Here is a 26536-nt window from a genome sequence, read left to right as displayed (position 1 = left end):
AAAAAATAATTTTGGGCTTAAGGATGAAGACTTTATCCATGGAGAGGTCGACTATGCATTTAACCTGATAGGTGCTTAAATTCAATCTGCATTTGGTTTTCAATCTGACAATCTGAAATTGATGCTAAAAAAATGAATGGATCGGGGTTTAAGGTCAGCTTACTTGAAATCTTATTAGCCTTGTGCTAAATCCTTCTAATTAGTAATACCATCTTGTTCTAAAAATAATACTCTGTTGATCTAAAACGGAAAACATTGATTATTTTAATACTGAATTAAGAATGGCAATATTGAACTGATACAAGGCTTTTTTCGGCCTATTTATTAAAAATTATGAGTAAACTGAACAGACGAAAGTTTATTAGCATGAGCGCTGGTGCGGGTATTGCGACAGCATTATGGGGTCCCTTATTGGAGAGAGCATTGGCTGTTGAGGCACATAATGCGAGCCGATCGATCAAAGACGTCGAACATATTGTTATTCTGATGCAGGAAAACAGATCTTTTGACCATTATTTTGGCACAATGAAAGGGGTAAGGGGTTTCGGAGATCGATTTCCTGTCCCTTTGAAGAGTGGTCAGCGTGCTTTTCATCAATCCGATGGCAATAAGATTGTCCCTCCTTACCGGGCACATGGTAAAACTTCCAATGCGGCATTGGTTACAGGTACTCCGCATAACTTTTCGGATATGCAGGCGGCGTGGAATCAGGGCAAATATGGCTACTGGCCTTTATTCAAGACTCCATTTTCGATGGCTTATTATACCCGTGAAGAGCTTCCTTTTCAATATGCAATGGCCGAATCCTTTACGATTTGCGATGCCTATCATTGTTCCATTGCGACAGGAACCGATCCCAACAGGATTGTATTCTTTTCAGGATCCAATTTTGATCCCGAAAAGCGGGCTGCAGGTATTAACTGTACAGATGAAAATTCCGAACCGGTAAATCTGCGCTGCTGGATTAAAGGTGCCTTACCGGAGCCGGGATATACATACAAGGGAAGTGCATTCAAGTGGCCAACCATTCCCGATGTGCTTGAAGAAAAAGGGATCAGCTGGCGTATTTATCAGAACCCTAATGATAACTGGACAGGAGCAATGCATGGCTGTCTGGCATTTGAAAGTTTTCGAAATGCCAAACCGGGTTCTCCTATTTACGAAAAAGGTATGCGGCACTGGTCTCTGGAGAACCTTAAAAATGATGTCAAAAATGGCACCTTACCGCAGGTAAGCTGGATATTGCCATCACAGAAAAACTCTGAGCATCCTGGCGCGCCATCCAGCCCGTACCGTGGTGCAGATTTTACACATGATGTATTGGAGGCCATCACGTCAAATCCTGAAACATGGAGTAAAACCGTTTTCTTTTTGACCTTTGATGAGAATGATGGTTTTTTCGACCATTTGCCTGCGCCTGCGGTCCCATCTTACAAACTGGATAATACCCTTGCCGGAAAGTCTACAATTGACCTTAAAGGAATGTATTTTGATAATAGCAAGGGACAGACTAATTACCTGGATAAGCGGGATAATATTTCGGGTAATTTACGTCCATGGGGGATGGGGCCACGCGTTCCTATGTATATTTTGTCGCCCTGGAGCAAGGGCGGCTGGGTTAATTCAGAAGTAGCCGATCATACTTCGGTTGCTCAATTTATCGAAAAGCGATTTGGACTAACCATCCCCGCAATTACTCCCTGGCACAGAGCAGTGAGCAGTGATCTTACTTCAGCATTCGATTTCGACAGGCCTAATGATCCTGTCTTTCCTAAAATGCCTGATACCTCAGATCATGCAATGCGGGATGAAGCTTCTAAACGTTTACCAAAGGCCGTGGCTCCTGAAACTCCTTCATCACTTTTTCAGGAAAAGGGGACAAAATTTTCTCGTGCCCTACCATACCGGCTGCATTGCCATTTTCGGACTTTGAAAAACGATAATAAGATAAAACTGATTTTTGAAAATAAAGGCCTGGCCGGTGCCGTCTATCATGTTTATGATTTAAATCGTTTAGATGATATCCCACGACGTTATACAGTAGAATCCGGTAAATCACTTGAGGATGTATGGGAAACAGTATCCGGAGGAAAATATGATCTAGAGGTTTTTGGTCCTAATGGATATTTTCAGAAGTTCTCAGGGAATATCTCAGGGAATGAGCCTCTTGCGACGATAAGCTATGATCATCGCAGAGGCGGTATAATGCTTAATTTGAAGAATGAAGGGAATAGTAAATTACGGTTAAAGCTATCCTCCAATGCCTATGATTATGCAGAACAGGGGAGTTTTGATTTAGAAGTAGGAAAAAGTAAAAGGAAGAATTGGGAACTGAATCAAAGCGGAAACTGGTATGATTTTTCTGTTCAATCAGAAGAGGGCTACCTTCATCGTTTTGCCGGAAGGGTAGAAACTGCCAGACATAGTGTTAGCGATCCTGCGATGGCTACGGAGATTTAATGTATCAAGACAATTTATTAAGGGATTAAATGTCTTTTGAGTTAACAGTATTTCAATCACTGAAAATAGAAAAAACCGCCTCATAGTAAATATGAGGCGGTTTTATTAAAATTGAAATGCTTATTTGAATTGTGCTGAAATATATTCAATTAAGCTATCATCACTCATTTTATTAGATGTACTTTCTGTTGCCACTACATTTTTATACTGCGGAGTTTCTTTTAAATATTTAATAAATTGTTCCTGTACAGTACCAGTTCCGGTCACATGTACTTCGTCAACATTTTGCATATGAGAACTTATGTTTTTAAATAATTTCTGAAGTGAATCCCTTTCAGAATTATTCGCAGCATTTTCACTTGAATTTCCATGCTGATTATCTGCCTTTTCATGGGCTAATACCTTAAAATTTCCGGAATCTACATTTTCTTTACCTACAACAGTTGCATGTTGCGAATCCATCCAAATACCAAATTGTTTTTTGTTTCCTGACATTATCTCTATTTTTTTATTTCATTAAACTTGCAATAAGCATGCCATGAAGGGTTTAATATTTGGCCATTCAGATATTTGGTATGAACTTTGGATTTTTAACAGGAGGATTAGCTGCGCTGATCCTGAATAGGGGGCGTTACAATCGAAAAGCCTGACGCTTCTCGTACCTCGAAGCTGGCTTTGTTGTTTTCCTCCGTCCCTTCAAGCCACGGGCTTGGGGACTTTGTAAAACAACAAAGCCCTTTCTGCTTTGCAGAAAAGGCTTTTCGTTTGTCGGGGTGGCAGGATTCGAACCTACGACCTCCTGGTCCCAAACCAGGCGCGATACCGGGCTACGCTACACCCCGAACATTTAACAAGATTTGCCGAAGCGTTTCAGTTGTTAAGGGACTGCAAAGATAGACTTTTCGGCATTTGTGACAAATATTTTTCAAAATAATTTGAACATATTTTAATGCATTTCTGTAATTGACTGAGAGATAGGCTAAATAATTTGAATGATTAATATTATGCTGATTTTATTTAATTAAAAAACCCCGGAAAGATCCGGGGCTTTTTAATTATTAGGTTAATCTGTTCTTATTTGTTTGAATATGAATTAATGTTTTATAATCTCAATTAATAAATATCTTTACAGCTCACAGCTCACAGCACATATCCCATATCTCACAGCTCAATTCACATGTCCCAAATTAATACCATTATAAACAATATTAAATTCTGTTCTTCTGTTTAATTGTTGTGTGGCCAGTGAGCATGAAGGATCATTATTACATGGATTTCCCATATCAGGTCTGCCATGTTTTTCAATTAGTAAACGATCAGCAGATATACCCTGAGAAATCAGATAATTGATCGCTGATTGGGCTCTGCTTGAAGCAAGTTTTTCATTGTATTTAGACATTCTGCTATCTGAGTAGGCAGTAGTTGCTACGTTAATACCAGGATTATCTTTCATCAGAATCACCAGACTATTTAAAACAGGAATAGCGTCAGGACGAATAGTAGCGTCGTCCAGATCGAAATAGATATCTGCAACTGCAAATGCTTTCTTCAATAAACTTAGATTGTCAAAAACAAATTGCTCAGAGATCATGTACATTGCTTTTCTGTTCAGGATACCATCCGTTTCATTTGCCTTAACATTAGATCTGTTATTTCCGGGATCAAGCACGTTGTCATTTAAATCGATAGCAGAAGTATGAACTGCTATATAATTTGCAGATCCGGAGATTTGTGCAAAAACGCCATTTGATAAAATACTTGTTGAGAGAGTTAATACTGCGATAAATAATTTAGTTTTCATATCACTTGTATTTTTATATACTCTGTTACGTAGAGAATATATCAATGGTTACACAATTATTTGTTTTTTCTTTATATAAAAGATAAAAATATCCTTTATATGCTTTGTGTAAGAATGACACCCTCAGTTATTAAGATATAAATACCTGATAATAAATAAATTAACTAGTTCTCTGTGGATGTAGTGAGAGAAGTGCCAGATGTGTAGTAATGACAAATAAATGACTTAGGGTTTTTCATCGTGCTGAATCGCCGGGAAGATAAGTAACCTCATAATTAGTGAACCGAATACTATCCCAGTAAAAATAACAAGCAATAATACCAGAAATGGCATACTGATACAATTCTCACCTGCACCAAACCATGGGAATCTGTTATCGATATAAAGCCACATGAAAATTGTTATAATAAACAGATTGATTGAGACAATAAGAATTTTTATTAAAAGCTTTTTCCAGCGCCACTTTTCTCCCTTGTCTTTGATCTGATAAATCAAAATAATGATAATTAATAATGAAAGTAATCCGAGAAAAACATTAACGATGGTTAATAGCAGTTCATCCGGATGATCGTATTGAGCATCACATGGAAATTGAAGGGCCCGGTAATAAGCTATTGAATTTCTTTTAATATATCCCCAGACAGATTGGTCTTTGGCTACTACAGGCTTAAGAGGTACCAGTTCTTTCGAAATGGTATCTATTCTAATAAATTTACTGGCCAGTACATCCCATAATTCACCGTAACCTTCATCAGCTCCTAAGTCTCTGATCGCTACCCCGCCAAGCCCGTTCTGAATAATAAAGTCGTATTTTTGCTCCAGAGAGCTTTCATTATCGTAATAAATATGTCCGGTAAGATTCCCATCATCATCTCTTGTTTCAATAGAAGCATAGGCCTGGTCATTATTATAACTAACCGGTGCATACTGATAATTTAATCTGATCTGGCTGTATGGAATATATTGCTTGAATTTTTCAACTCCTGTACGGGCATTTCGCTCAAATTCGGCACCATAATAAGTTAATCCTAAAATAAATTTATAGGGTGGTATTCCAATATTCAGATATCTGGAAACGCTCGACTGAATATTGTAATCACTGTCATCGCTGAGAGGGGCGATAGGTCCCGGGAAATTGGTTGGTTTCTGACTGAAATCAATGATAAACCTGTCTGTCAGTGAATCAAGTGCAGGAATGTTATAGGCATTACTTTCATCATAAACAGGTAAGGTGATTATAACCTGATATTGTTTATTTTTTGACCTGTATGCTTTTGATAAAGCACTGACAAAATCAACAAAATAGGGTCGAAGCTTTTTATTGAGACCTGTTAATGCAATGTTTATTCCTTCGCCATTACGTTGCTCCAGAAGATCCAGGGTATTATTTATCAGGTTGTTTTTTGCCACTTCACTGGTCAGAAATTTTGCTGTTTCGAGTGAGTTTTTATTGCTTACTGTCAGAACAACTTTTGCACCGCCTTCCTGTACATTATTAATGATGGAAGCGTCTTTCCAGCGATTAAAATTTTTGGACAAACCACTTGCAGGATCCAGTTCATAATAATCATAAACCAATGTACTGATTGTACTAAGATTATACTTGCTGGGGATGATCCTGGTATCAAATGGATAAACTCCAAGTACTTCGGCTCTGTGCCCAAGTTTAAGCCGGTATCTTATAACTGTACTATCGTTGATAGTATCTAGAAATGCACTCTTACTCGCATAAACATCCCGCATTAATTTTAACTGTTCCTGTCTGTCTTTTTTCTTCTCCTGCTCTTCTTTATTATCTGTTAATATCGGAAGGAGCCGGTCTACAAGATCATTTATGTATTTATCATTAGGATCAGGTTCTTTTTTTAATTTGAAAGGTTTATTTCCTGTGGAAATGCTGTCAGATTGATCAGAAGCTGGGGGATTTTCAGAAATTTTTAGTTCTTTAATCAGATCAAGTAGAGCTTGAAATTGCTCTTTATTTGATTCTGCAAGTTCCCGTTTAAAATCCTCAAGGTGCTTCACTGTAACAAGAGAAGTATCTTTTTTAATTATTTTTTCAATTAAAACTTTTACCCTTTGCTGCTCTTTTGTAATTGCATTTTTTTTAAATTTTAATGCGTCAAATAGTAATTTAAGCGGATTTGATTTTGGTTTTTCGGCCTTGGCACTATCCTGAAATATGCTGGTTTCCTTATGATAAAAATTGCCACTATCGCTTTTTTCCCTTGAGTAAGAGTGAGTTAACGACAGTGTTATAAGACAGATAAAGCAAAACAGGGATCTAAGCATTTTTGTTCTTCGAAGGACGCAGGTAAAGATGAATAAAAAAAAATATTTTTTTAAAAGTTCAAATTATTTTCTTAATGTTACAATAAATATCTCTTTACATGTTAATTTAAAATGAAAATTTTAATGCAACATGTAGATTGTTTGGAATTAATCTGGTGTTGGTTTAGGATATTTAACAAAATGATTTACGAGGCATTGTCATGTCTGGTTGATGAAATTAATGAACATTTCAGAATCAGGCTTAAAGTTTCAGAAGATAAGGTCAGCTTATCAGCCATTGTAAATCAGGATGGTACCATTGCCATCCAAGGCGAAAATAAAATCCTCCTGACCCTTATTAATATTGAAAAAGAAACTGTAGGAATGAATAATTCCGCTATATCAGGTTCTCCACTCGGTATTAATAAGTCACCTGTATTAACCATTAACCTTTATGTACTTTTTTCGGCTTATTTCAGTAATGGAAATTATCCGGAATCATTAAGGTTTATCTCTTTTATTATCGCTTTTTTTCAACAAAAGAGCGCTTTTAGCAGGGTCAATACCCCCCGTTTAGACCCGGAGATAGATAAGTTAATATTTGAAATGGCAAGCATAAGTCCCGAACAATTAAACAATGTCTGGGGAAGTCTGGGAGCCAAATATATGCCGTCAGTCATTTACAAGGTGAGAATGCTGACATACAACAATAATATAATAAGGGAGATCAGACCAGTAGTGTCGGGTGTGGAAAGCGATAACAATATTGCTAATTCATAAAAATGAAATACCACTATGAAGTGTTGTTAAACGTTTCGTTTAACCACACTTATTTTTCAAACAAGTTGTTTGCTGGACTGGCTTTTACGCCCTCCTCATCTACACAATTGTTATTTTTGAACCACGGGTTGTTTTTTAAAACATATCCCGGCGGTTTTCGAATTGTGTTCGACACAAATTTCAATGGCACTACAAGAAGCAGGGAAGATCTTATATCAAATATACTTGACTGTAGATTTAATGCCTCTCTGACTGATAGCAGTTTTTATAATTATACTGCTGTTGAAAGCACTGATATCAGCAAAAAAATATTTCATTTTTATAATGCAGCTGCGGATGAAACTATGTTGAGAACTTCAGTGCATACAGGTGATTTTGTTTCAGCAAGCGATTTTAAGCTTATCAATGAATTCGCCGAACCTTATTTTGTTAAGCCTTTTGCAGTTTTAGACCTCCGGCTTGCCCCGGGTCTTCCTGAGAATTATACCATAAGTTTTAAAGCCAAAGAAACTATCTGGAGATACGTTTTGATGAGTGAGGATCTGCAATCACTGAATAATCCGGCAATACTTGACAGTACAGGAACCGAACCATTTGAAGGACCCGAATTATTGAAATTCAGTGGTACCTCCGGCCTGGCATTTAAATCTAAACAAGCCATCAGTTTTACAGAAACAAGTACTCAAAATTTTCAGTTGGTTGAGAATTATGATTCCGAAACCGGAAGGTATAAAGTGGTTATGCGTGCATTGCCAAAAGCAAACCCTGAAATGATCACCTTGATTAAAAATGAAAACACATTAGAAAACAACAATTACTCAGAAATATTTATTAACTAAACTAAATTAAAAAATGGCATCAACACTAATGACACCAGGCGTCTACCTGGAAGAAAAGAACGCCTTCCCTAGTTCAGCAGTTGCAGTAGAAACTGCTGTGCCTGCATTCATTGGTTACACATCAATGGCTGAGCGTAACGGGAAATCGTTGGTAGGAAAACCTACCCGGATTACTTCATTTGCAGAATACATCGAATGTTTCGGCGAAGGGTTCAAATCAAAATTTACAATTGAGGATTCGAAAGTAGGTGACGATGAATCTTTTATGCTCGACAGGGCTCCTAAAAAGGTTGCATTTAAAGCAGGTAACATCGCTTACATGTTCAACAGTATCCGTTTGTTTTATGCAAATGGGGGCGGACCTTGTTATATCCTTTCAGTTGGTCTTTACGAAGGAGCTGATTCTCTTGAGATAAAGCCCGGTGATTTTGAAGTGCTGGATATATTGGAAAAGGAATTTGAGCCAACCCTGGTTGTAATTCCTGATGCGATTGCACTGGGTGCAGAGTGCTATGGTATTTACCAAAAGGTACTTGCACATTGTGCAAAAATGCAAAGCCGTTTTGCAATTCTTGATGTTGTGAAGCAGGAGCCTACTGATGAAACTGCCGAAGTAATTAACAACTTCCGTGAAGCTATTGGGATTAACTTCCTGAATTATGGTGCAGCCTATTATCCATGGTTAAACACTTCCATTGTTCAAAATGATGAAATAGATTTCGAAAACGTTGATGCTGATCTTACTAAATTATTACCTGAAGTTGATGCCAAGAACATCTATGCGAAATACAATGAAGATAGTGCCAAGCTTGAAGCAGGTTCAGCTGATTTGCTGACTGCAAAGAAACATTTACATCAGGGTTTAAAGGCTGTTAGTCCTACATACAGCAATATTCTTTCTGAAATTCGTACCAAATTAAACCAACTTCCTCCAAGTGGAGCGATGGCAGGTATTTATACTCAGGTTGACAATAGCAGAGGAGTATGGAAAGCGCCGGCAAATGTTTCTGTAAATATGGTGAATGCACCAGCTGTTAACATTTCAAGTGAAGGTCAGCAAAGTCTTAATGTGGATGTAATGGCCGGTAAATCGATTAATGTTATCCGTTCATTCCCTGGTATTGGTTGCCTTGTTTGGGGTGGTCGTACATTAGACGGAAACAGTCAGGACTGGAGATATATCAATGTGAGAAGAACCCTGATCATGATTGAACAATCAATTAAATTAGCAGCAAGGGCTTATGTATTTGAACCAAATGATGCAAATACCTGGGTAACTGTTAAAAGTATGATTGAGAACTTCCTGATTAATCTCTGGAAGCAGGGGGCACTTGCCGGTGCTGCACCTGAAGTCGCTTTTGATGTCCAGATAGGTCTGGGATCTACAATGACACCAACTGATATTCTTGATGGAAAAATGTTGATTACTGTAAAAGTTGCATTGGTTCGCCCTGCTGAATTTATCGTAATTACTTTCCAGCAACAAATGCAACAATCATAATCAATTAATTAAACTTATTATTTACATTTAAATATTACAATTATGGCAGAAGATGGTGCAGCACAGTCAACGGCAACCTGGCCGTTAGTCAAGTTCTCATTTCAAGTTAAATGGGACGATGCAGAGCTTATATTTCAGGAAGTAACCGGCTTGTCTTCAGAGACTCAGGTTATCGAATACAGAGGTGGTAACAGTAAGGTTTATTCTACTGTAAAAATGCCCGGCATACAGAAATTTGGTAATATTACTCTCAAAAAGGGTATATTTAAGGGTGATAAAGCACTTTGGGATAAGTATAACCTGATCAAAATGAATACAATTAAGCGTTCTACTATTCTGATCAGTTTACTTGATGAAACCAATGCTGTGGCTATGAGCTGGAAACTGTTAAACGCATTTCCATGCAAAATGACTGTTTCAGATATGAAAGCTGACGCGAATGAAATCGCAGTTGAGACAATGGAACTGGCCCATGAAGGCCTGTCATTAAGCGCATAATAATTAATGGGAACTACTGATCAATATTACCCGCCTGTCGGCTTTAGTTTTAAAGTGAATGTTGAAGGAATAACGGGAGTAAATGAAGGTAGTTTTCAGGAAGTTAGCGGACTTAATGTTAAAATAGCTCCAAAAAATATAGAAGAGGGTGGGGAAAATAGGTTTGTACATCGTTTCCCCACCCCTCCTAATTATGAGAACCTCATCCTCAAAAGAGGAATGCTCATTGGCTCACCGCTCATAACCTGGGCCAGAAATAGCTTCGAATTATTTACTTTTACGCCTAAAATTGTTAATCTTAACCTACTCGATCAGACAGGTGCACCAATATCCACCTGGAGGTTCGTTAATGCATATCCTGTAGCAATGAAAATTTCAGATTTCAAAGCTCAGGAAAATACATTGGTTGTTGAAACCATGGAGTTATGTTTTGATTATTTTACAAAAGTAAATTAAGATGCCTATAGAAATCAGAGAACTAGTTATTAAAGTATCAGTCGACCAGAATAATAAGAGTTCAAATCCCGGAATTGATCCAAGGGAACTGGCAGCTCTTAAAAGCAAAATCGTAAAAGAGTGTATGGAAACCATTCGTCTTCGAATGAAAAATACTTCTCAGCGCTGATATGCAAAATCTGGTTAAACTAAAAATACTTGGGTTTAAAGATCCTTCCTGTAAAGGAGTGGAGTCAGATTCTATTGTGGCTTTCATAAACCCCTCTGCTTATGAACGCTCCCTGACAGTTGATTATACTCAGGATCAGACTATTGGATCAAGTGCAAGCACCCAAAGCTTTAAAAGTATGGGTCAGAGTGATCTCAAATTAACATTCTTTGTCGACGGTACCGGTGTGGTTAAATTACCTGCCGGATTCACTGATGTAGATCAATACATTAAAAAATTCACTGATCTGGTAACCAAATATCAGGGTGAAATTCACCGGCCTTATTACCTCCTTATCATCTGGGGAACATTGAAATTTACCGGTGTGTGTTCAAAAATTGACATCAAATACAGTCTGTTTAATCCTGATGGCAAAGCATTAAGAGCTACAATTGATATCACAATTACACAGAGTAAAGATTATAAAACCAAAACTCAGGAAGGAGCGAATTCTTCTCCTGATCTGACACATTTAAGAACTGTTAATGCCGGTGATACACTTCCATTAATGGCTTATCGCATTTATGGCGATAGTTCCTATTATGTTGAAGTTGCAAGGGCAAATGGCCTGAATAGTTTTCAGGATATTAAACCCGGGGATCAGATATATTTTCCACCAATAAAAAAGTAATATGCCGATAGCATCACCCGAAAACACCGCAGGTCAAACAGTAACGTGCAGTATTACTGTAAATGGTTCTGCATTGGAGGATACCTATCCATTGGTTTCTATTCGTACATTTTATGAAATAAATAGAATACCATACGCCGAGGTAATTCTGATAGATGGGGCACCTGATTCAGGTGATTTTGTTCTCTCAGAAAAATCAACTCTTATTCCAGGAACTGAAATTTCAATCAGTGCCGGTTATGATTCAATAAATGAAGTAATATTCAAGGGTGTGATTGTTAAGCAGGCGATTAAAATCAGCAATGATAGTACAAGCAACCTGATTTTAACCTGTAAGCATAAGGCCGTACAAATGACCTATAACAGAAAGGATTCAGTTTTCTTAAAGATGAAAGATTCTGCAATTATTTCTGCAATCATTAGTAAATATTCCTTGACTTCGACTGTTGACGCAACAACTTTTGAGTATGAAAATCTATATCAGAAATCGGCTACCGATTGGGATTTTATCCTATCCAGAGCAGATTTTTGTGGTTTGATTATAAGCTATAATCAGGATTCGGTCCTTGTCAAAAAACCTGCATTAGATGCTTCTCCCGTGCTGGCTGTAACCTATGGCGAATCTATTTTTTCATTGAATGCTGAGTTTGATGGCGAAGGCCAGGCCAGCAGTATTGAAGCTATTGGATGGGATCCTGCAACTCTGGCAGTAAGTTCGGCCTCAAAAGCTTCAGAACCCACTTTGAATGAACAGGGTAATCTGGAGGCGAATACTTTATCTAAAGGATTCGTAAATCAGGATCTCACCATTTATTCCGGAACTCCAATGGATACTGCAAACCTCAAGGTTTGGGCCGATTCAAAACTTCTCAGAATGAGGCTATCTGCTTTAAAGGGATCTATTACCTTTCAGGGAAGTGCAAAAGTAAATGCCGGAGATATGATTCAACTTGCTGGTTTGGGTGACCGTTATAATGGGAAAGCTTTTGTCTCTGTTGTAGAACATATCATTGAAGAAGGAAGCTGGACCACAAAGGCTGATTTTGGACTCGATTCTAAACCAATCTCTGAATTTCCTCAATTCTCTTATTCCCCTTCTGCAGGACAATTTCCAGCAGTTCATGGATTGCAGGTTGGAATTGTAAAAAAATTGGATGCAGATCCGCAATCCCAATATAGACTTTTGGTAACCATTCCCGGAATGACAGGAAATGAGGCCTTATGGGCCCGAATGGCTAGTATTTATGCGACAAATGCTGCCGGTTTTTATTTTCTGCCAGAAATTGGTGATGAGGTTATACTTGGCTTTGTGGATGATGATCCATCACATCCGGTTATATTAGGTTCACTATATAGCAGTAATCATTCTACAGCTTATGCTACAGAAGCCAAGAACAATACAAAAGCGATAACTACCAGATCCAAAATGGAAATTAATTTTGATGAGGATAAAAAGATTATTAAGATTTTTACTCCCGGCGGAAATAGTATTACATTAGATGACGAGGATAAAGGAATTACAATTAAAGACCAAAATAATAATACCCTGAAATTGAATTCCTCGGGCATTGAAATGGAAAGTCCCAAAAATATTGTGCTTAAAGCTACAGGAAATATAACACTGGATGCAAGCGGAAAAATTGCCTTGAACTCAAAACAGGATGTTGCCGTAGAAGGAATGAATATAACAAACACCGCAAAAGTTGGCTTTACTGCAAAAGGTAATGCCTCTGCTGAAATTTCTGCATCAGGTCAGACAGTAGTAAAAGGTGCAATGGTAATGATAAATTAATATGCCACCAGCAGCAAGATTAACAGATATGCATACCTGTCCGATGCTTACGCCAGGTTTACCACCAATTCCCCATGTTGGAGGACCTGTTATAGGACCTGGTATTCCAACGGTATTGATTGGCAAAATGCCGGCGGCAGTAATGGGCGATAATTGTGTTTGTGTCGGTCCTCCGGATGCAATTGTAAAGGGCTCTGCAACGGTAATGATTGGAAAAAAACCGGCAGCCAGGATGGGTGATACTACCGCTCATGGGGGTTCAATCGTCCTGGGTTGTCCAACAGTTATGATTGGCGGATAAGTAACATGGAAGAAGTAAAATCTTTTTTAGGAACAGGCTGGAGTTTTCCTCCTGTGTTTAATAAGTCGGATCATTCGGTTTCGATGGTCTCGGATATTAACGATATTGAAGAAAGTATCAGGATTATACTTAGTACAACACCTGGCGAAAGGATTATGCAGCCTGAATTTGGCTGTGATCTGAAGCGTCTGGTGTTTGAAAAGATTGATTCAACTTTGATTGCAAGCCTCGATCATCTCATATACCATGCGCTATTGAATTTTGAACCAAGAATTACCTTTCTGAATACTGAAGTGCTGGAGCAGAATGATGCAAATGGACTTTTGCATATTAACATCCATTATAAAGTAATTATCACCAATTCCAGACATAATATTGTGTTTCCTTACTATTTAATAGAAGGAACTAATGTTTCATCTGTATAGTCTCTGTATAATAAATGGCTAATGATCAGCTTCTGGATTTAATTGATGGAATGACCCAGGATGAAAGGCGTATCAAAGCGCTCGATCCGGGTTATGTCAAAATTGATGACCGTAAAATTTCTGATTTTTTAAAATTCATGTCTGATTTTGCCGCACAGGTTAATTTCTATAATGAAAAGGATAAAATTGAAGGCGACTGGCAGGACTTTTTTAAATCAGATAAGAACATTCTTATTCTGCTGATTACCCAATTTGATCTTACCAGTCATCTGATTCAGTTTGAGAAGCTTGAGACCAGAATTCATATAGCATCCGGCGATAAAGAAGCCCTTGAAGCCCTTAGAAATTTATTCGCATTTCTGCATAAGATCATTGAAGTTTTCAATTCGACCTGTAAAAGACTTGAATATGGAAATAATTTCGATAAAGTAAGCCTTGAACTCGGAGGAATAATTAAAGGCCTGAGCAAGGAGATCTCTGAGATAATTGCATACAATAAACAGGCTGAACATCATTTCGGTGAACCATTTGCTTTTCTTCATCCCGAAGAGCTGATTGATCTGACTATCACTGTTCCTGAAATATTTCCCGCCGCCGCAGAGATAAAATTAAGGATAATACCTGCTCTGCATTTTATTAAAGAAACCTTTTCTAATCTCAGGTCAAAATATCACAATTTTCTTGCAGTAACAGCCTTCTATTATAAGGATTACGACATCCTTAAAAATGAATACCCGCCACATATTTCGTTATGTATTACTTTTCTTGAGCTATTCAAACATCTTGTTAATCAGATAAATAAACTTAGTTCAGAGCATCTTGATTTTTATTTTAAGAGAGTTCTTGAACTTCAATTGAATGCAGCCACACCAGATTCAGTACATATAGTGTTTGATCCGGCAACACTCGACAGGGTAGTTCTGGAACGAGGTGAAGAATTACAGGCTGAGGTCGATTCTAATCTGCTTTTTTATTCAATTAATGAGGATCTTGCGGTAACCAAAGCCAGAATTCCGGAATTAAGAACTTTAATTCTGGATGAGCACACTCAGGTTATTTCGCCGGATATTGAATATCAGGATGTAAGAGAGATAGAGCTATATAAAGCATCCCACAAAAACATTCAGGCTGCACAATACTCTGATCAGCAATCCGGAATAAAACCCTGGCCTGTGCTCGGAGAAAGCCAGTTTGAATTATCAGATGAAGACCGTACAATGGAGGATACGGAAATAGGGATCATACTTGCCTCTCCGGTACTTTATCAACCAGAGGGACAACGCTGTATAGTGTTGAGCATCTATTTTGAACAGGTATCTTTTTTGCAGATGATTCAATATTTTAAGAATTATGCAAATGTAACCGGCAAGCTTTTACAAACAGTTAGTTATGAATTACTTTCTGATGCCTTTGTAATCAGTTTTACCTCAGCAACTGGCTGGGAGGAGGTAAAATGGTATACCGTAAAAATCAATATGGAGGAAAGAAACTTTGAAATAAAGTTTGAACTTTCTCCTGTGGATAAGGGTATTGACATCTATACAGCAGAAGTTCATGGCGAAAATTACGAGGCAGAATGGCCAATTATTAAGCTGATTCTGAATAATTATTCAACCCATAATCCATTCTCATTTTTCAGAAAGCTGTTGCTGGAACGGGTTACTATTACTGCTAATGTAAGTGGCAGCAGGGCAATAAAACTTCAGAACAATATTGGAAACCTTAGCCCGGACAACCCCTTCCATCCATTTGGTCCTCAGCCTGTTATAGGATCCTATATCGATATCAAGAATACCAATATATTTAACAGATATACGAAGGATTTTTGTATCAGGATGGAATGGATAGATCTGCCCAGGGTTTCAGGTGGCTGGGAGACTTATTTAAAGGAATATCAGGCAAATATTACCAATGATTCCTTCAAGGTAAAGTTGAGTGGATTATCACAGGGTAAATTCAAACCTGCTTTATCTAAAAGACAGGAATTTAATTTGTTTACTACGACCAGAGGTGATTTCGGATCAGAAATATTATCTGAAGTGTCTGAAATTGGGGATATTGATTTAAAGAAGCTTGAATTACCCAATCGCCCTTTATTAAACAAGGAAGGGATAGCCCAGGATGCCAACTTCACAGAAGGTGCTGTAAGACTTGAGTTTTCCGCTCCTGAAGAAGCTTTTGGTTCAAAACTTTATCCCCAGATTTTTCCAGAGGTTGTTCTTCACAATTCAAAGCGCTTTTCCAAAAAGCGCCCCTTACCAAATCCTCCAAATATTCCGGTCGTAAGATCAATAACAGTAGATTATACTCTTGAACATTCAGAAGTACTGATCAAAACAGCCAAGAACGAAGACTCGGGCTTAAAGATCATTCATCAGTATCCATTTGGCTACGAGAATGTTTACCCTGAAAGTGACAAGCAACCTTATAATTTTATTCCTGATTTTGAGTTTGAAAATAACCTGTATATCGGCATACAAGATCTTTATCCAAAACAGGAGCTCAGCCTTTTGTTTCAGTTTCAGGAAGCAAATTTTTCTGATCATGCAAAAGAACCCAAACCAATTATCTGGAGTTATTTGTATGAGAATTCATGGATAAAACTGGATAAAGGAGAAGTGTTATATGATACAACCAATAATTTTATAAATACCGGTATTGTAAGAATCAGAATGCCTGCGGATGTACAAAATGGCAATACAAGGATATTACCCAATCTGTATTGGTTAAGGGCAGCCTCAGGAGGGCAATGGAACTTAAGGTCTAAAATGATAGGAGTTTATCCTCATGCACTAACTGCAACCCGTATCATGGATTACAATTCTCAGTTAAGGGATATTAAACTTCCACACAATACAATCAAATCTTTCAGGAATAAAATTCCCGGAATTACGGGTATTAATCAAATGTTTTCATCTTTTGGAGGAAGGCCTGCCGAGACAACAGATCAGTATTATATCAGAGTTAGTGAGCGATTAAGGCATAAAGACAGAATGGTTACAAACAGAGATATTGAGGAAGCTATTCTGGAGCAGTTCCCCCAACTACTGATGGCAAAAAGCATTTCTCCCGAATCATCCTTTAACAGTATCTATTCATCCGGAAGCAGGAAGATCAGGGTAATTATAGTGCCCAAAGAAGCAGATGAGGCATTTTTTACCAATAATCAACCAAGGGTAAATCTCGCAGATCTTTACAAGATCAAAACATTTGTTAAGGCGGGTATTTCACCATTTGTGGATATTGAGATTGAAAATCCGGTTTATGAGAAGATTAAACTTATAGGGAAGGTCAAATTCGGCGGTAAACAAAGTGGTGATATTGGATATTATATGCAAAAGCTAAATGAAGATATAAGAAGATATTTATGTCCATGGCTTTATGAATCCAGTTCATCATTTAAGATAGGCTCCCAGATTTACATAGCGGAACTCTTGAATTATATCAAAAAAAGACCTTATGTTGAATATCTGACAGGTTTTTCAGTACTTCATTTTTTCAATTGGCATAATGAACGTACCGGCGAAGTGCTCTCAGGGATGAATGATCTGGGAAGAAATAATATGAATTTCATCAGGGGATCAGTTCCGGAGGCTGTTCTAATTCCTTCAGATGAACATATGTTCACTATTATGGAAGAAGCGGAGTACGCTGATCCTGTAGAAATAGGGATTGGTAATCTGGCAATTTCTGAAGAACTAATTGTTTATGACAAAATATTATCCCCAGGTTCAGAGGAAGGGCAGGCTTCAGCCAGCAGTTTGGATGAAAACGAATATATTAACCTTTTTATCAGCCATAATATAAAATAAAGGTATGGGAAAGAAAAAGCAGTATCAAAGCAGAGAGCAGCTTAAAGAGTTCTTTAGAAATGGCAAAGTACCTTCTGAGAAGCATTATTCTGATCTGATCAATTCTATGGTCCATAAGGTTGATGATGGCTTTTCAAAGGACGAAATTAACGGATTACGGATATCTTCTACCGAAGAAGCAAAAAATCTGATCTCATTCTACAAAGACCTGAATGAACAGGATCCCTTCTTTTTGATCGCCAAAGATGAGCTTGATCCTACAAGTCTCGCTTTGAAACCATTTGAGGTTTCGGAGGGAGTGAAAAATGATACCGAAAACAGTTTCTTCTTTCATAATAACGGAAAACTAGGCATAGGTACCAAATGTAATGATTCCTATAAAATGGAGGTCAATGGTTTTGTCGGTATGCAGGGCAGAATCGGTACTTATAATAACGGTTCCAGACCTGCAGATGGTAAATGGCATACCATTCTTGAGAAACTTGATCATTGCCAGGCCTTTGAGATTATGGCCAGAACAGGTAAAAAGGGAACTGGCAGATTTGCTCTGATGCAGGCTGTCGCATTAGGTGTTTACGGACCAAGAGGTAGTAAGATCAAAAAAACTCAAACCTATTACGGCTTTTTCTGGAATAAATTAAATCTCAGGTGGACCGGAACAACACATGATTATAACCTTGAAATAAGATCTAATAGTAATTATGGTGAAGATGTAGCTATCCATTATACAATTACCCGCTTATGGGATGATTTTCTCTTTCTTGATCCAACCGAATAAAATCTCTTAGCTATTAAATGATCAAGCCAGTCACTATAGAAAAAGCCTCCCCGAAAGAACCCTCAATGGATTTTGAGTTTTTACGGAAAAGAGGAATTGAGTTACTTCAGCAGCTATCTGGTAAAAGCTGGACAGATTTTAATCTGCATGATCCGGGTTTAACTATTCTGGAACAATTATGTTTTAGTATTACAGAACTAGCCTATAGAACAGACTTTCCACTTCAGGATCTTCTGGCAAATGAAACTGGCAGGATCGACTATCATAAGAATGCTTTTTTTATAAAGGAAGAAATATTAACAACCAATCCGGTTACCATTAATGATTTCCGAAAGGTTATTATTGATGAGATTGAAGTAGTAAAAAATGTGTGGTTATACCCGCTTACATCTGCTTATTCTGATGGAGCTTTAAGTGGTTTATACAAAATCCTTGTTCAGGTTGATCCCAAAACTGCCGAAAAACTATTGGTGGATGATAATATTTCGGCTGGTATTGCAGATCAGGTTCGTAAGTGTTTTGTTGCAAAAAGAAACCTTTGCGAGGATATTGTTAGTGAAATTGTTATTCTTAAACCTGAGAAGCTGACAGTTGAAGCTGAGATCATGATAGAGCCTCAGCGGCTGGCCGAAGAAGTACTGGCTTATGTTTATCATCAACTCGAAAATTCCCTTAATCCTCCTGTGAAATATTACACGGAGGATGAACTTTTAAGCAGAGGCTTAAGTATTGATCAGATATACAATGGTCCGCTCTTAAAAAATGGATTTATCCCGGACAGCGAATTAACGGACAGGAGAATCTTAATTGATCCAACAGAACTTATTAAATCGGTATCCCAGATTGATGGAGTTCTGTCGGTCAAGAATTTAAAAATAATTAACGGTCAGCAGGGCAGTTATAATAAGCCATTTAAAATTAATGATAACGGGTTTGCGTTGCTTGATATAAAATCTTCAGAGCAGCATATTAAACTGTTTAAAGATAATTTCGAATTAAATGTCAAGCGACCAGTCTTTCGTTCTATCCTCCAGAAGGTAAGGGAAACAGATAAGAGAGACTTCATATCTTCCTTTTATGGTAATTCTTACAGGAATCAGATTGAAGGAAAATTCCGGAATAATAAAGTTTATCATTCTATTCAGAACCAGTTCCCAAAGATATATGGAATCGGCTACGAAGGTCTTACCAATAACACACCCAAATCCAGAAAGGCACAGGCAAAGCAATTGAAAGGATACCTGCTGTTCTTTGAGCAGATCATGGCCAATTATTTAGCTCAGCTTTCAAATATCGGCGATGTTCTGTCTATTGATATTGACAAAGGTGATTCTTATACTTATTATGGAAATCCTTTGTATAATGTTCCGGATGTTAAGTATTTAATCAGGGCATTTACTTCACAATATCCTGAAATGTCTGAACGGGATTGGGAGCTGTTTAAAAAGGACGAAAATAACGGATACATGGAGGCTTTAAATGGGTCACTTGAAACCGAAAAAACATTTGAAGAACGGAAAAACCAGCTTTTTGATCATCTTCTGGCAAGATTTAATGAGTTCGTTACACCTTATCCTGTTCAGCTTTATTGTACACTCTATGAAACCTATCTGAATGATAATAGAATAAGTACTGAATTGAGGTGGAAATCCAATATTCTAAAAAGCCTCCCTAAATTCAGTTCAGGCAGATTCAGGGCTATAAATTACCTCAAAACAAGGAAAACTGGAGATCAATGGGATTTTGCTGCTAAAATGCGATTACTACTTTATATCTCCGATGAAAGTACCGGAAGAAAGCTTGGAGCAGCATTGGATAATGAAAATATCAGTATTGAAGCTTCCGGGGATAAATCACTTTTTACATCCGGGCCGGAAAGTAAACCTTTAGAGGAAGCATCCTGGCAAAGTGATATGCCTCAAATTCTGATTGATAAATCTGAAATTATTTCTCTCTTTAAGGAGGGTAACATAATTAGAAATGAAAATGTCCCGAATGATGCATTTTTATTTCAAAAGCAGGATATCAGTATCCTAAAACATGCATTAGATATCAGAAATTTCAGAATTGGGCCGGATCCTGAAAAAGAAGGCAGCTTCATTATAATCTATAAGGCTCCTGATCAGGAAAAGTGGACACTGATCAGCCGATTTTTGACTCATGCAAGTGCAATGAAATCATTAAAGAGTCTGATTGATTATATCAGAAAGATTAACATCAAATCCGAAGGGTTTTATTTGCTCGAACATGTTCTGATTCGGCCTGATATGAATTCAAATGTATTTGGATTCAAATTCGTGGGGAGAAATGGACAGAATTTAATGGAGCATAGCAAATGGATGACATTTCAGGAGCGCGAGGATGTGCTGGCATCATTACTCCGGCTTTTATCTGAAGAAGAAGTTAATGCAGAGAAACTGGCACCTTACTGTAAAATAAATCTTTATACTCTGGTCTCTGATCTTCCTGACTCGTACTCTGTCGAACACACGGGTTATGAAGATCAAAACTTGTTTAATTATTTAAAAATCTATGCGGGCCAGAAAGAGAAATTTCTTTCCAAATTTCAAATGGTTGTAAAAGGAGAGGATCATCTGATGATCAATGAAGATTTCTTTAGGCTTAAAATGAGTGTCATTTTTCCGTCCTGGCCAGCTCGTTTTCAGGATAAAAGTTTCAGAGATGCTGCAGAAAACCTTTTTCGTTTAAACGCACCGGCACATGTTAAGATCAATTTTATCTGGATGGGATTAAGCCGGATGAAAAGGTTTGAAGCCTGGTATTCCGACTGGAAAAAATTTACTGCAGAACAGATTGATTATGATACCAGAGAGATTCTCAGGAATGCCCTGGTTCATATGCTTTATCAAAACAAATAATATTCAATTCTGATTGGATATGGATAAGCATCCTCATATTATCGGGCGCCAGATTTTCGATATAGATTTCGCATCAAAAGAGGCCAGTGAAGTCCTGCAGGATAAAATAAGTGCGATCTTTAATAATCGCCTGATGGATGAGATGAATAGTTTGTTTGATCGGGTTCTTCCTACAAACAGAATAATTAAACTCGATACATTAAGCATAGATATAGGGAATATTAGTTTTGAATTATTGGATACTGAATTACCAAACAGGGTGATTCAGAAACTCGAGCAGGAGCTGATGCTTATCCTTCTGCATGATAATGCCGCAACTGCCGCTGAATCAGATTTTATTTTTCAGGAAGATAAAAAAGGCAGCTACCTGCAGCTACTGGAGTTTTTTCTACTCAAAGGTTCTTTGCCCTGGTGGGTGTCAGGAACTGAAGGACCAACAATATCTGAGGTATTGGAATTTTTACTGCTGAATTCTTCTCTGAAATTAAAGGAATTAATCATGCGCGTTGGGCAGAGTTCCTATTCCAGGAAGCGCCTGGTTTATCAGTTCTCAGAACAGCAAATCAAATACATTATCGTAATACTTGAACCTGAAGAAGCTGAGTTTATTTTTGACTATCATCAGAATGTAATTCAGGTTCAAAGGGAAGTCTTGCTGGTTAAAAACGAAGAAAGTGATTTCAAAAAGGCAGTTTGGGTATTAATAATTAGCTTTCTGATCGTTGACAGAGGTTCGCATTTCAACAGAAAAGAATTCGTCAGAAACATGCTAAGGGCAATGGCGGATCATTTCAACACTGATTTTAGTGAACTTATTGCCTTGTTTGCTGCAGGACTTAAATCAGGTTCTTCTGAACTCAGAAATATTGATTCACTTCAGTCTATTATTCTTGAATTATTTGTGGAGGTGGAGTCTGTCCCGGAGAGGGAAGCTTTCAGGGATAAAAAAGCTACTGAGAAAGATTTACTTAAACTTTCCCGTGATCTTGATCTCCTCAGATATTACCTGACTTTTGGGAGCTTTCCATGGTGGTCCTCTTATCCTGATCAGCAATCATTGGATATGATTCTAAGCGGGATGCTAAATACTCAGCCCAAAACGATGGCGGTTCTGCTCCGTAATATTGGACAACAACAATACAGCAGGAAGTTATTAGTAAGAACTTTTAGTGAAGAGATTTTACTGTCTATTGTTACTCTGCTAGAACCCGAACAGGTTGAATTCATTTCTGATTACATCACAGAAGCAAAGGATACTAATAACAGAAATTCAAAGCTCAGCGTACAGAGTAAAGATCTGCAGGAAGCAGTATGGGAATTTGTGCTGGAGTATTTACTGGTAGACAGGGGTTCTGAATTCAACCGGCAGATGTTTCTTGAAAGCAATATCCGCAATCTGGCAAACCGTTTTAATGTTAATTATGCCGACATACTGGTCTTTCTTGTTCAAAGTATTGGAGTCAGGCATCAGGCAAGCGCAAGACATATTTCCCTCATTCGCGATTTAAATGCACTTTATACTATTCGTATTAAGGAAACAGAATCGCCAATCTTAACTAATAATGAAAAGCCCACCAGCTCCAGGATTCTGGAGCTTGCAGAAGCTAAAGGTTTAAGGGATGGGCTTTATTACTGGTTAAAATTTGGTCATTTCCCCTGGTGGACAGCAAAGTTCGCTAAGTTAGGTGCATCTCAATTATTGGAACAACTACTCAGGGAATCACCTGCCGATGCTCTTTTATTTTTTAAGTTTAGTGGTCATAGTCTCACTGGCCGGAGAAGGATGCTAAACCAGATTCCTACGGCAATACTCTTTAAGCTTTTTCGAAATTTAGCAGATGGAAATAAGGCTGTCAGGTATACAGAAAGTGTTATTTTACTTTTTTCGGGCAGTACTTTACTCCATTCTATAGAGCGGAAAAGTCTTGAGCAAATCGCTTTAGCTTCTCTGTGGGATATGTACACAGCTAATTATTATGAAAGCTTTAAATCGGGAGATTTCCTGAAATTACTGATTTTAAATCTTTCAATAAACTCTGATTTATCCTTTAAGGATATTGCTTCTTTTCTGAATAATTTAGTGCTTGATAAGCAAATAAGGACTCAATTAAATAAGGTTTTTCGGAATTTAGAGGAGAATGGAAACCATTCTGATATTTATTTATCTAATAGAGAATTACCTGTTTGGTCTGCGCTTCCCGATATTGATATGATATTGACTAAGCAGTTAAAATCTGACAGCTTAGACCATGATCTGATTACAGCCGACAAAGTTTCTAATGAAGCTACTTTTATTTTACGTTATTTTCTTCAGTTTAATAAATTACCTGAAAAATACAAGCAAATTTCAACTGTTTCTATCAATTCCTTTTTAAAGCAACTGCTTCTTTTCCTGCATAAGAACAGTCCTTTTGATCTTGATGGGATTCTGAACTCGGAGAAGTATGCTGCAGAAAATCTTTTTCGTCTGCATGATATCTTCCGGCAATCAAATTCGATTGAGGAAAGTAATCTGAAGAACCTGCTGACAACAAAATTCGAAAAGAATATTCTATTATTTATCCGTCAAAAGGGAGGGATCAGTTTAAGTGAAAGAAGTCTCATTCAATTTATTGAGAAATTAACAAAGAATCCGCTTGCTGAAAATAATATCAGTATTTTCAGATTATTATTAAATTATCCATCAGTAACTGCCCATTTTGCTCGTTTTTTGAAAGCTGCTAGTGTTTATGAATTATTGAATGCTGAACAGAACATAGGAGTTCAGGTACCGGCAGAGATAAAAAACTTGAACATCTGGTTATCAGGACTGCTTACTGACCAACTCGACAAGGAAAGTTTTGAACTCTTTATCCGTAATTTCAATCTGATGATAATTGGAGGAATTATCCAAGCAGGAAATATTAATTCTTACTTTAAACAGTTTCTGGATTTTCTTGCTGAGAGTAATTATCAGTTAATGCTTAAAATTACTTCTTCAATTAGCAAATCACTGAATACAACCGATGGATCAGCTCGTTTAATAGTCGCACAGATTCCTGAGATTGGTAAATTAGTCTCCCACTACCAAAAAAAGGAGGAGATGATGGATGAGTTGAATGAAGCTCTAGAAGAAGCAGACAGATCCTTAATTAATGATATATTAAATACAGACCCCGATGAACTCAGAGAAACTGAGCTAAGACAACTTAAACAGGAACTAAAGGAGCAGCAACAAACTGAACAAAAGAAATCTGCTGATGAAATTTTATCCGATAAGGATTCCATTTATATTCATAACGCAGGTCTTGTTATTCTTCATCCCTTTTTGAGTACATATTTTAATCGGCTTAATATGTTCGAAAATGGAGATTTCAAAACAGAAGAACTGAGACACCGCGCTGTTCATTTGCTTCAGTATCTTGTATTCGGAACAGAAACTAACGAGGAGCATGAATTGGTTTTAAACAAAATACTCTGTAATATACCTATTGATGAACCCGTCAGTGCGGGAATAGTTATGACAGATAACGAAATAGCCGTTTCTGCGGAACTTCTCAATGCCATACTGGTACAATGGGACAAACTAAAAAACACTTCGCCGGCTAGTTTTCAGACCTCCTTTTTGCAAAGAGATGGTGCTTTGTCAAGGATTGAAGAAAACTGGAATCTTAAAGTGGAAAGCAGGGGTTATGATGTATTATTGAATACTTTGCCCTGGGGATTGGGAATGATTAAAACTTCATGGATGCCTGAATTTATATATGTAGAATGGATTTAAAGCCTTTAAAAGCAAATGCTGAAGTATTAGCAAGGGAAATGCAATGGCTCGCACTTGTTATAGACACGCGAATGAAATTATATTTTTCACAGGATTCAGAGTATACGGATATATATAATATTCCTTTACCTGAACTTGTAGCGACTGATTCTGTTTATAGCAATATTGCTGCTTATTATCAGATGACCTTCGATGAGCGAATTATCCTTGCTTTGGCACTTGCTCCTCATATTCAGCCTCATTTATTGGATATTTTCTTTATTAAAAACTCTACGTACGACCGTGGTTTTACAGAAGTAGGGGGTATCAAGGGGCAGAACCATGGAGGATTTATTCCTACCGGCGAAACAGCAGCATTTATTATTGCCGGTCTGGATCTTGAGAAGAGATTTAACCTGATTAACATTTTTAGTGAAGATCATTTTTTTAGAAAATTCAAAATACTTGATCTGGTCCATACACAGCCACATGAACCTTTTTTAAGTGGAGTAATAACCGTAGCCCCTGAATACCTTAGTTATTTCACAAGCGGTGTTTCTCATAAACCTGATTATGGTATTAATTTCCCGGCTAAATTAATAACCACAAATCTTGACTGGAGCGATCTTGTGCTGGAAGAGAATATCCTTGAAGAGGTTAACGAAATAAGAGACTGGATAGATTACGGACATACATTATTGAATGACTGGGGGATGAATAAGAAGATCAAACCCGGTTTCCGAACCTTGTTCTATGGTCCGCCTGGAACAGGAAAAACACTGACTGCCAGTTTGCTGGGTAAATCATCTGGTCTGGATGTTTACCGTATCGATCTTTCAATGGTAGTTTCCAAATTTATTGGTGAAACTGAAAAGAATCTCGCCAATGTCTTTGATCAGGCGGAGAACAAAAACTGGATTCTGTTCTTTGATGAAGCTGACGCCCTATTTGGTAAACGGACCCAAACCAGCAGCTCCAATGACCGGCATGCAAATCAGGAAGTTTCCTATCTTTTACAGCGGGTGGAGGACTTTCCGGGGGTAGTAATTCTGGCAACCAATCTTAAAGCGAATCTTGATGATGCTTTTTCCCGCCGTTTTCAGTCAATGATCTATTTTCCAATGCCAGGCCCTGAACAGCGCAAACGACTCTGGAAACAGGCATTTTCATCTCAAAGTATATTAGAGCCGGGTTTGAATTTGGATGATATTGCCCAAAAGTATGAAATGGCCGGTGGTGCGATTATTAATGTTAGCAGGTATAGTTCTATGAAGTCTCTTAAAAGGGGTAGTAATGTGATTTTAAAAAAAGATATCCTGGAGGGAATTCGAAAGGAGTTCGGTAAAGAAGGAAAGATCGTTTAAA

19 protein-coding genes and 1 tRNA gene are annotated in these 26536 nt (G+C 37.6%); 16 read left to right on the top strand and 4 right to left on the bottom strand.

From position 1 onward, the window contains the following. Window positions 1-333 precede the first annotated feature (333 nt). On the top strand, window positions 334-2460 hold the full coding sequence (locus VGE44_RS01785; protein WP_331076051.1) for a phosphocholine-specific phospholipase C: 2127 nt from the start codon (window positions 334-336) through the stop codon (window positions 2458-2460). 120 nt (window positions 2461-2580) lie between these two features. On the opposite strand, the gene VGE44_RS01780 is transcribed toward VGE44_RS01785, so the two are convergent. The 4 genes from VGE44_RS01780 to VGE44_RS01765 form a co-directional block, all read right to left on the bottom strand. Continuing rightward, window positions 2581-2955, bottom strand: a complete 375-nt coding sequence (locus VGE44_RS01780; RefSeq protein ID WP_331076050.1) for a hypothetical protein — start codon at window positions 2953-2955, stop codon at window positions 2581-2583. Between the two features lie 273 nt (window positions 2956-3228). Next, window positions 3229-3302, bottom strand: a tRNA-Pro gene (locus tag VGE44_RS01775). A 326-nt stretch (window positions 3303-3628) separates the two neighbouring features. Further along, window positions 3629-4261, bottom strand: coding sequence for an OmpA family protein (locus VGE44_RS01770; protein WP_331076049.1), 633 nt, complete (start codon window positions 4259-4261; stop codon window positions 3629-3631). A gap of 225 nt (window positions 4262-4486) precedes the next feature. After that, window positions 4487-6553, bottom strand: coding sequence for a glycoside hydrolase family 18 protein (locus VGE44_RS01765; protein WP_331076048.1), 2067 nt, complete (start codon window positions 6551-6553; stop codon window positions 4487-4489). Between the two features lie 180 nt (window positions 6554-6733). On the opposite strand from VGE44_RS01765, the gene VGE44_RS01760 reads away from it, so the two are divergent. From VGE44_RS01760 to VGE44_RS01690, 15 genes are read left to right on the top strand one after another with little or no spacing between them, the layout of a single operon-like run. After that, a complete protein-coding gene (locus tag VGE44_RS01760; protein ID WP_331076047.1) occupies window positions 6734-7312 on the top strand; it encodes a DUF4255 domain-containing protein in 579 nt (192 codons plus the stop codon). A 2-nt stretch (window positions 7313-7314) separates the two neighbouring features. Next, complete coding sequence (locus VGE44_RS01755; RefSeq protein ID WP_331076046.1) at window positions 7315-8151, top strand: hypothetical protein; 837 nt, start codon at window positions 7315-7317, stop codon at window positions 8149-8151. A gap of 13 nt (window positions 8152-8164) precedes the next feature. Continuing rightward, window positions 8165-9652, top strand: a complete 1488-nt coding sequence (locus tag VGE44_RS01750) for a phage tail sheath family protein (RefSeq protein ID WP_331076045.1) — start codon at window positions 8165-8167, stop codon at window positions 9650-9652. Window positions 9653-9694: 42 nt separating this feature from the next. After that, window positions 9695-10150 (top strand): phage tail protein, encoded by a 456-nt coding sequence (locus VGE44_RS01745; RefSeq protein WP_306550161.1) that lies wholly within the window; start codon window positions 9695-9697, stop codon window positions 10148-10150. Between the two features lie 6 nt (window positions 10151-10156). Next, window positions 10157-10606 (top strand): phage tail protein, encoded by a 450-nt coding sequence (locus VGE44_RS01740; protein WP_331076044.1) that lies wholly within the window; start codon window positions 10157-10159, stop codon window positions 10604-10606. Window position 10607: 1 nt separating this feature from the next. Continuing rightward, window positions 10608-10775, top strand: coding sequence for a DUF5908 family protein (locus tag VGE44_RS01735; RefSeq protein ID WP_331076043.1), 168 nt, complete (start codon window positions 10608-10610; stop codon window positions 10773-10775). Between the two features lies 1 nt (window position 10776). Beyond that, complete coding sequence (locus tag VGE44_RS01730; protein WP_331076042.1) at window positions 10777-11445, top strand: hypothetical protein; 669 nt, start codon at window positions 10777-10779, stop codon at window positions 11443-11445. 1 nt (window position 11446) lies between these two features. Continuing rightward, window positions 11447-13237: a type VI secretion system tip protein VgrG gene (vgrG, locus tag VGE44_RS01725; protein WP_331076041.1), complete on the top strand. Its 1791-nt coding sequence runs from the start codon at window positions 11447-11449 to the stop codon at window positions 13235-13237. A 1-nt stretch (window position 13238) separates the two neighbouring features. Continuing rightward, a complete protein-coding gene (locus VGE44_RS01720) occupies window positions 13239-13538 on the top strand; it encodes a PAAR domain-containing protein (RefSeq protein ID WP_331076040.1) in 300 nt (99 codons plus the stop codon). Window positions 13539-13543: 5 nt separating this feature from the next. Beyond that, window positions 13544-13963: a GPW/gp25 family protein gene (locus tag VGE44_RS01715; RefSeq protein ID WP_331076039.1), complete on the top strand. Its 420-nt coding sequence runs from the start codon at window positions 13544-13546 to the stop codon at window positions 13961-13963. A gap of 14 nt (window positions 13964-13977) precedes the next feature. Beyond that, entirely contained in the window at window positions 13978-17775 is a 3798-nt protein-coding gene (locus VGE44_RS01710; RefSeq protein ID WP_331076038.1) for a hypothetical protein, read from the top strand. A gap of 4 nt (window positions 17776-17779) precedes the next feature. After that, complete coding sequence (locus VGE44_RS01705; protein WP_331076037.1) at window positions 17780-18553, top strand: hypothetical protein; 774 nt, start codon at window positions 17780-17782, stop codon at window positions 18551-18553. A 17-nt stretch (window positions 18554-18570) separates the two neighbouring features. Then, a complete protein-coding gene (locus VGE44_RS01700) occupies window positions 18571-21432 on the top strand; it encodes a hypothetical protein (protein WP_331076036.1) in 2862 nt (953 codons plus the stop codon). Window positions 21433-21451: 19 nt separating this feature from the next. After that, window positions 21452-25192, top strand: a complete 3741-nt coding sequence (locus tag VGE44_RS01695) for a contractile injection system tape measure protein (RefSeq protein ID WP_331076035.1) — start codon at window positions 21452-21454, stop codon at window positions 25190-25192. Next, the gene (locus tag VGE44_RS01690; RefSeq protein WP_331076034.1) at window positions 25183-26535 is read left to right on the top strand and encodes an ATP-binding protein; all 1353 of its coding nucleotides are present in this window, start codon (window positions 25183-25185) and stop codon (window positions 26533-26535) included. Before VGE44_RS01695 ends, VGE44_RS01690 begins: the two co-directional genes overlap by 10 nt. Window position 26536: the final 1 nt, after the last annotated feature.

Source organism: Daejeonella sp., from assembly GCF_036405355.1.
Lineage (GTDB): Bacteria > Bacteroidota > Bacteroidia > Sphingobacteriales > Sphingobacteriaceae > Daejeonella.
The sequence above is the reverse complement of the archived record's forward strand: the minus strand, read 5'-3'. Positions and strand labels throughout refer to the sequence as shown.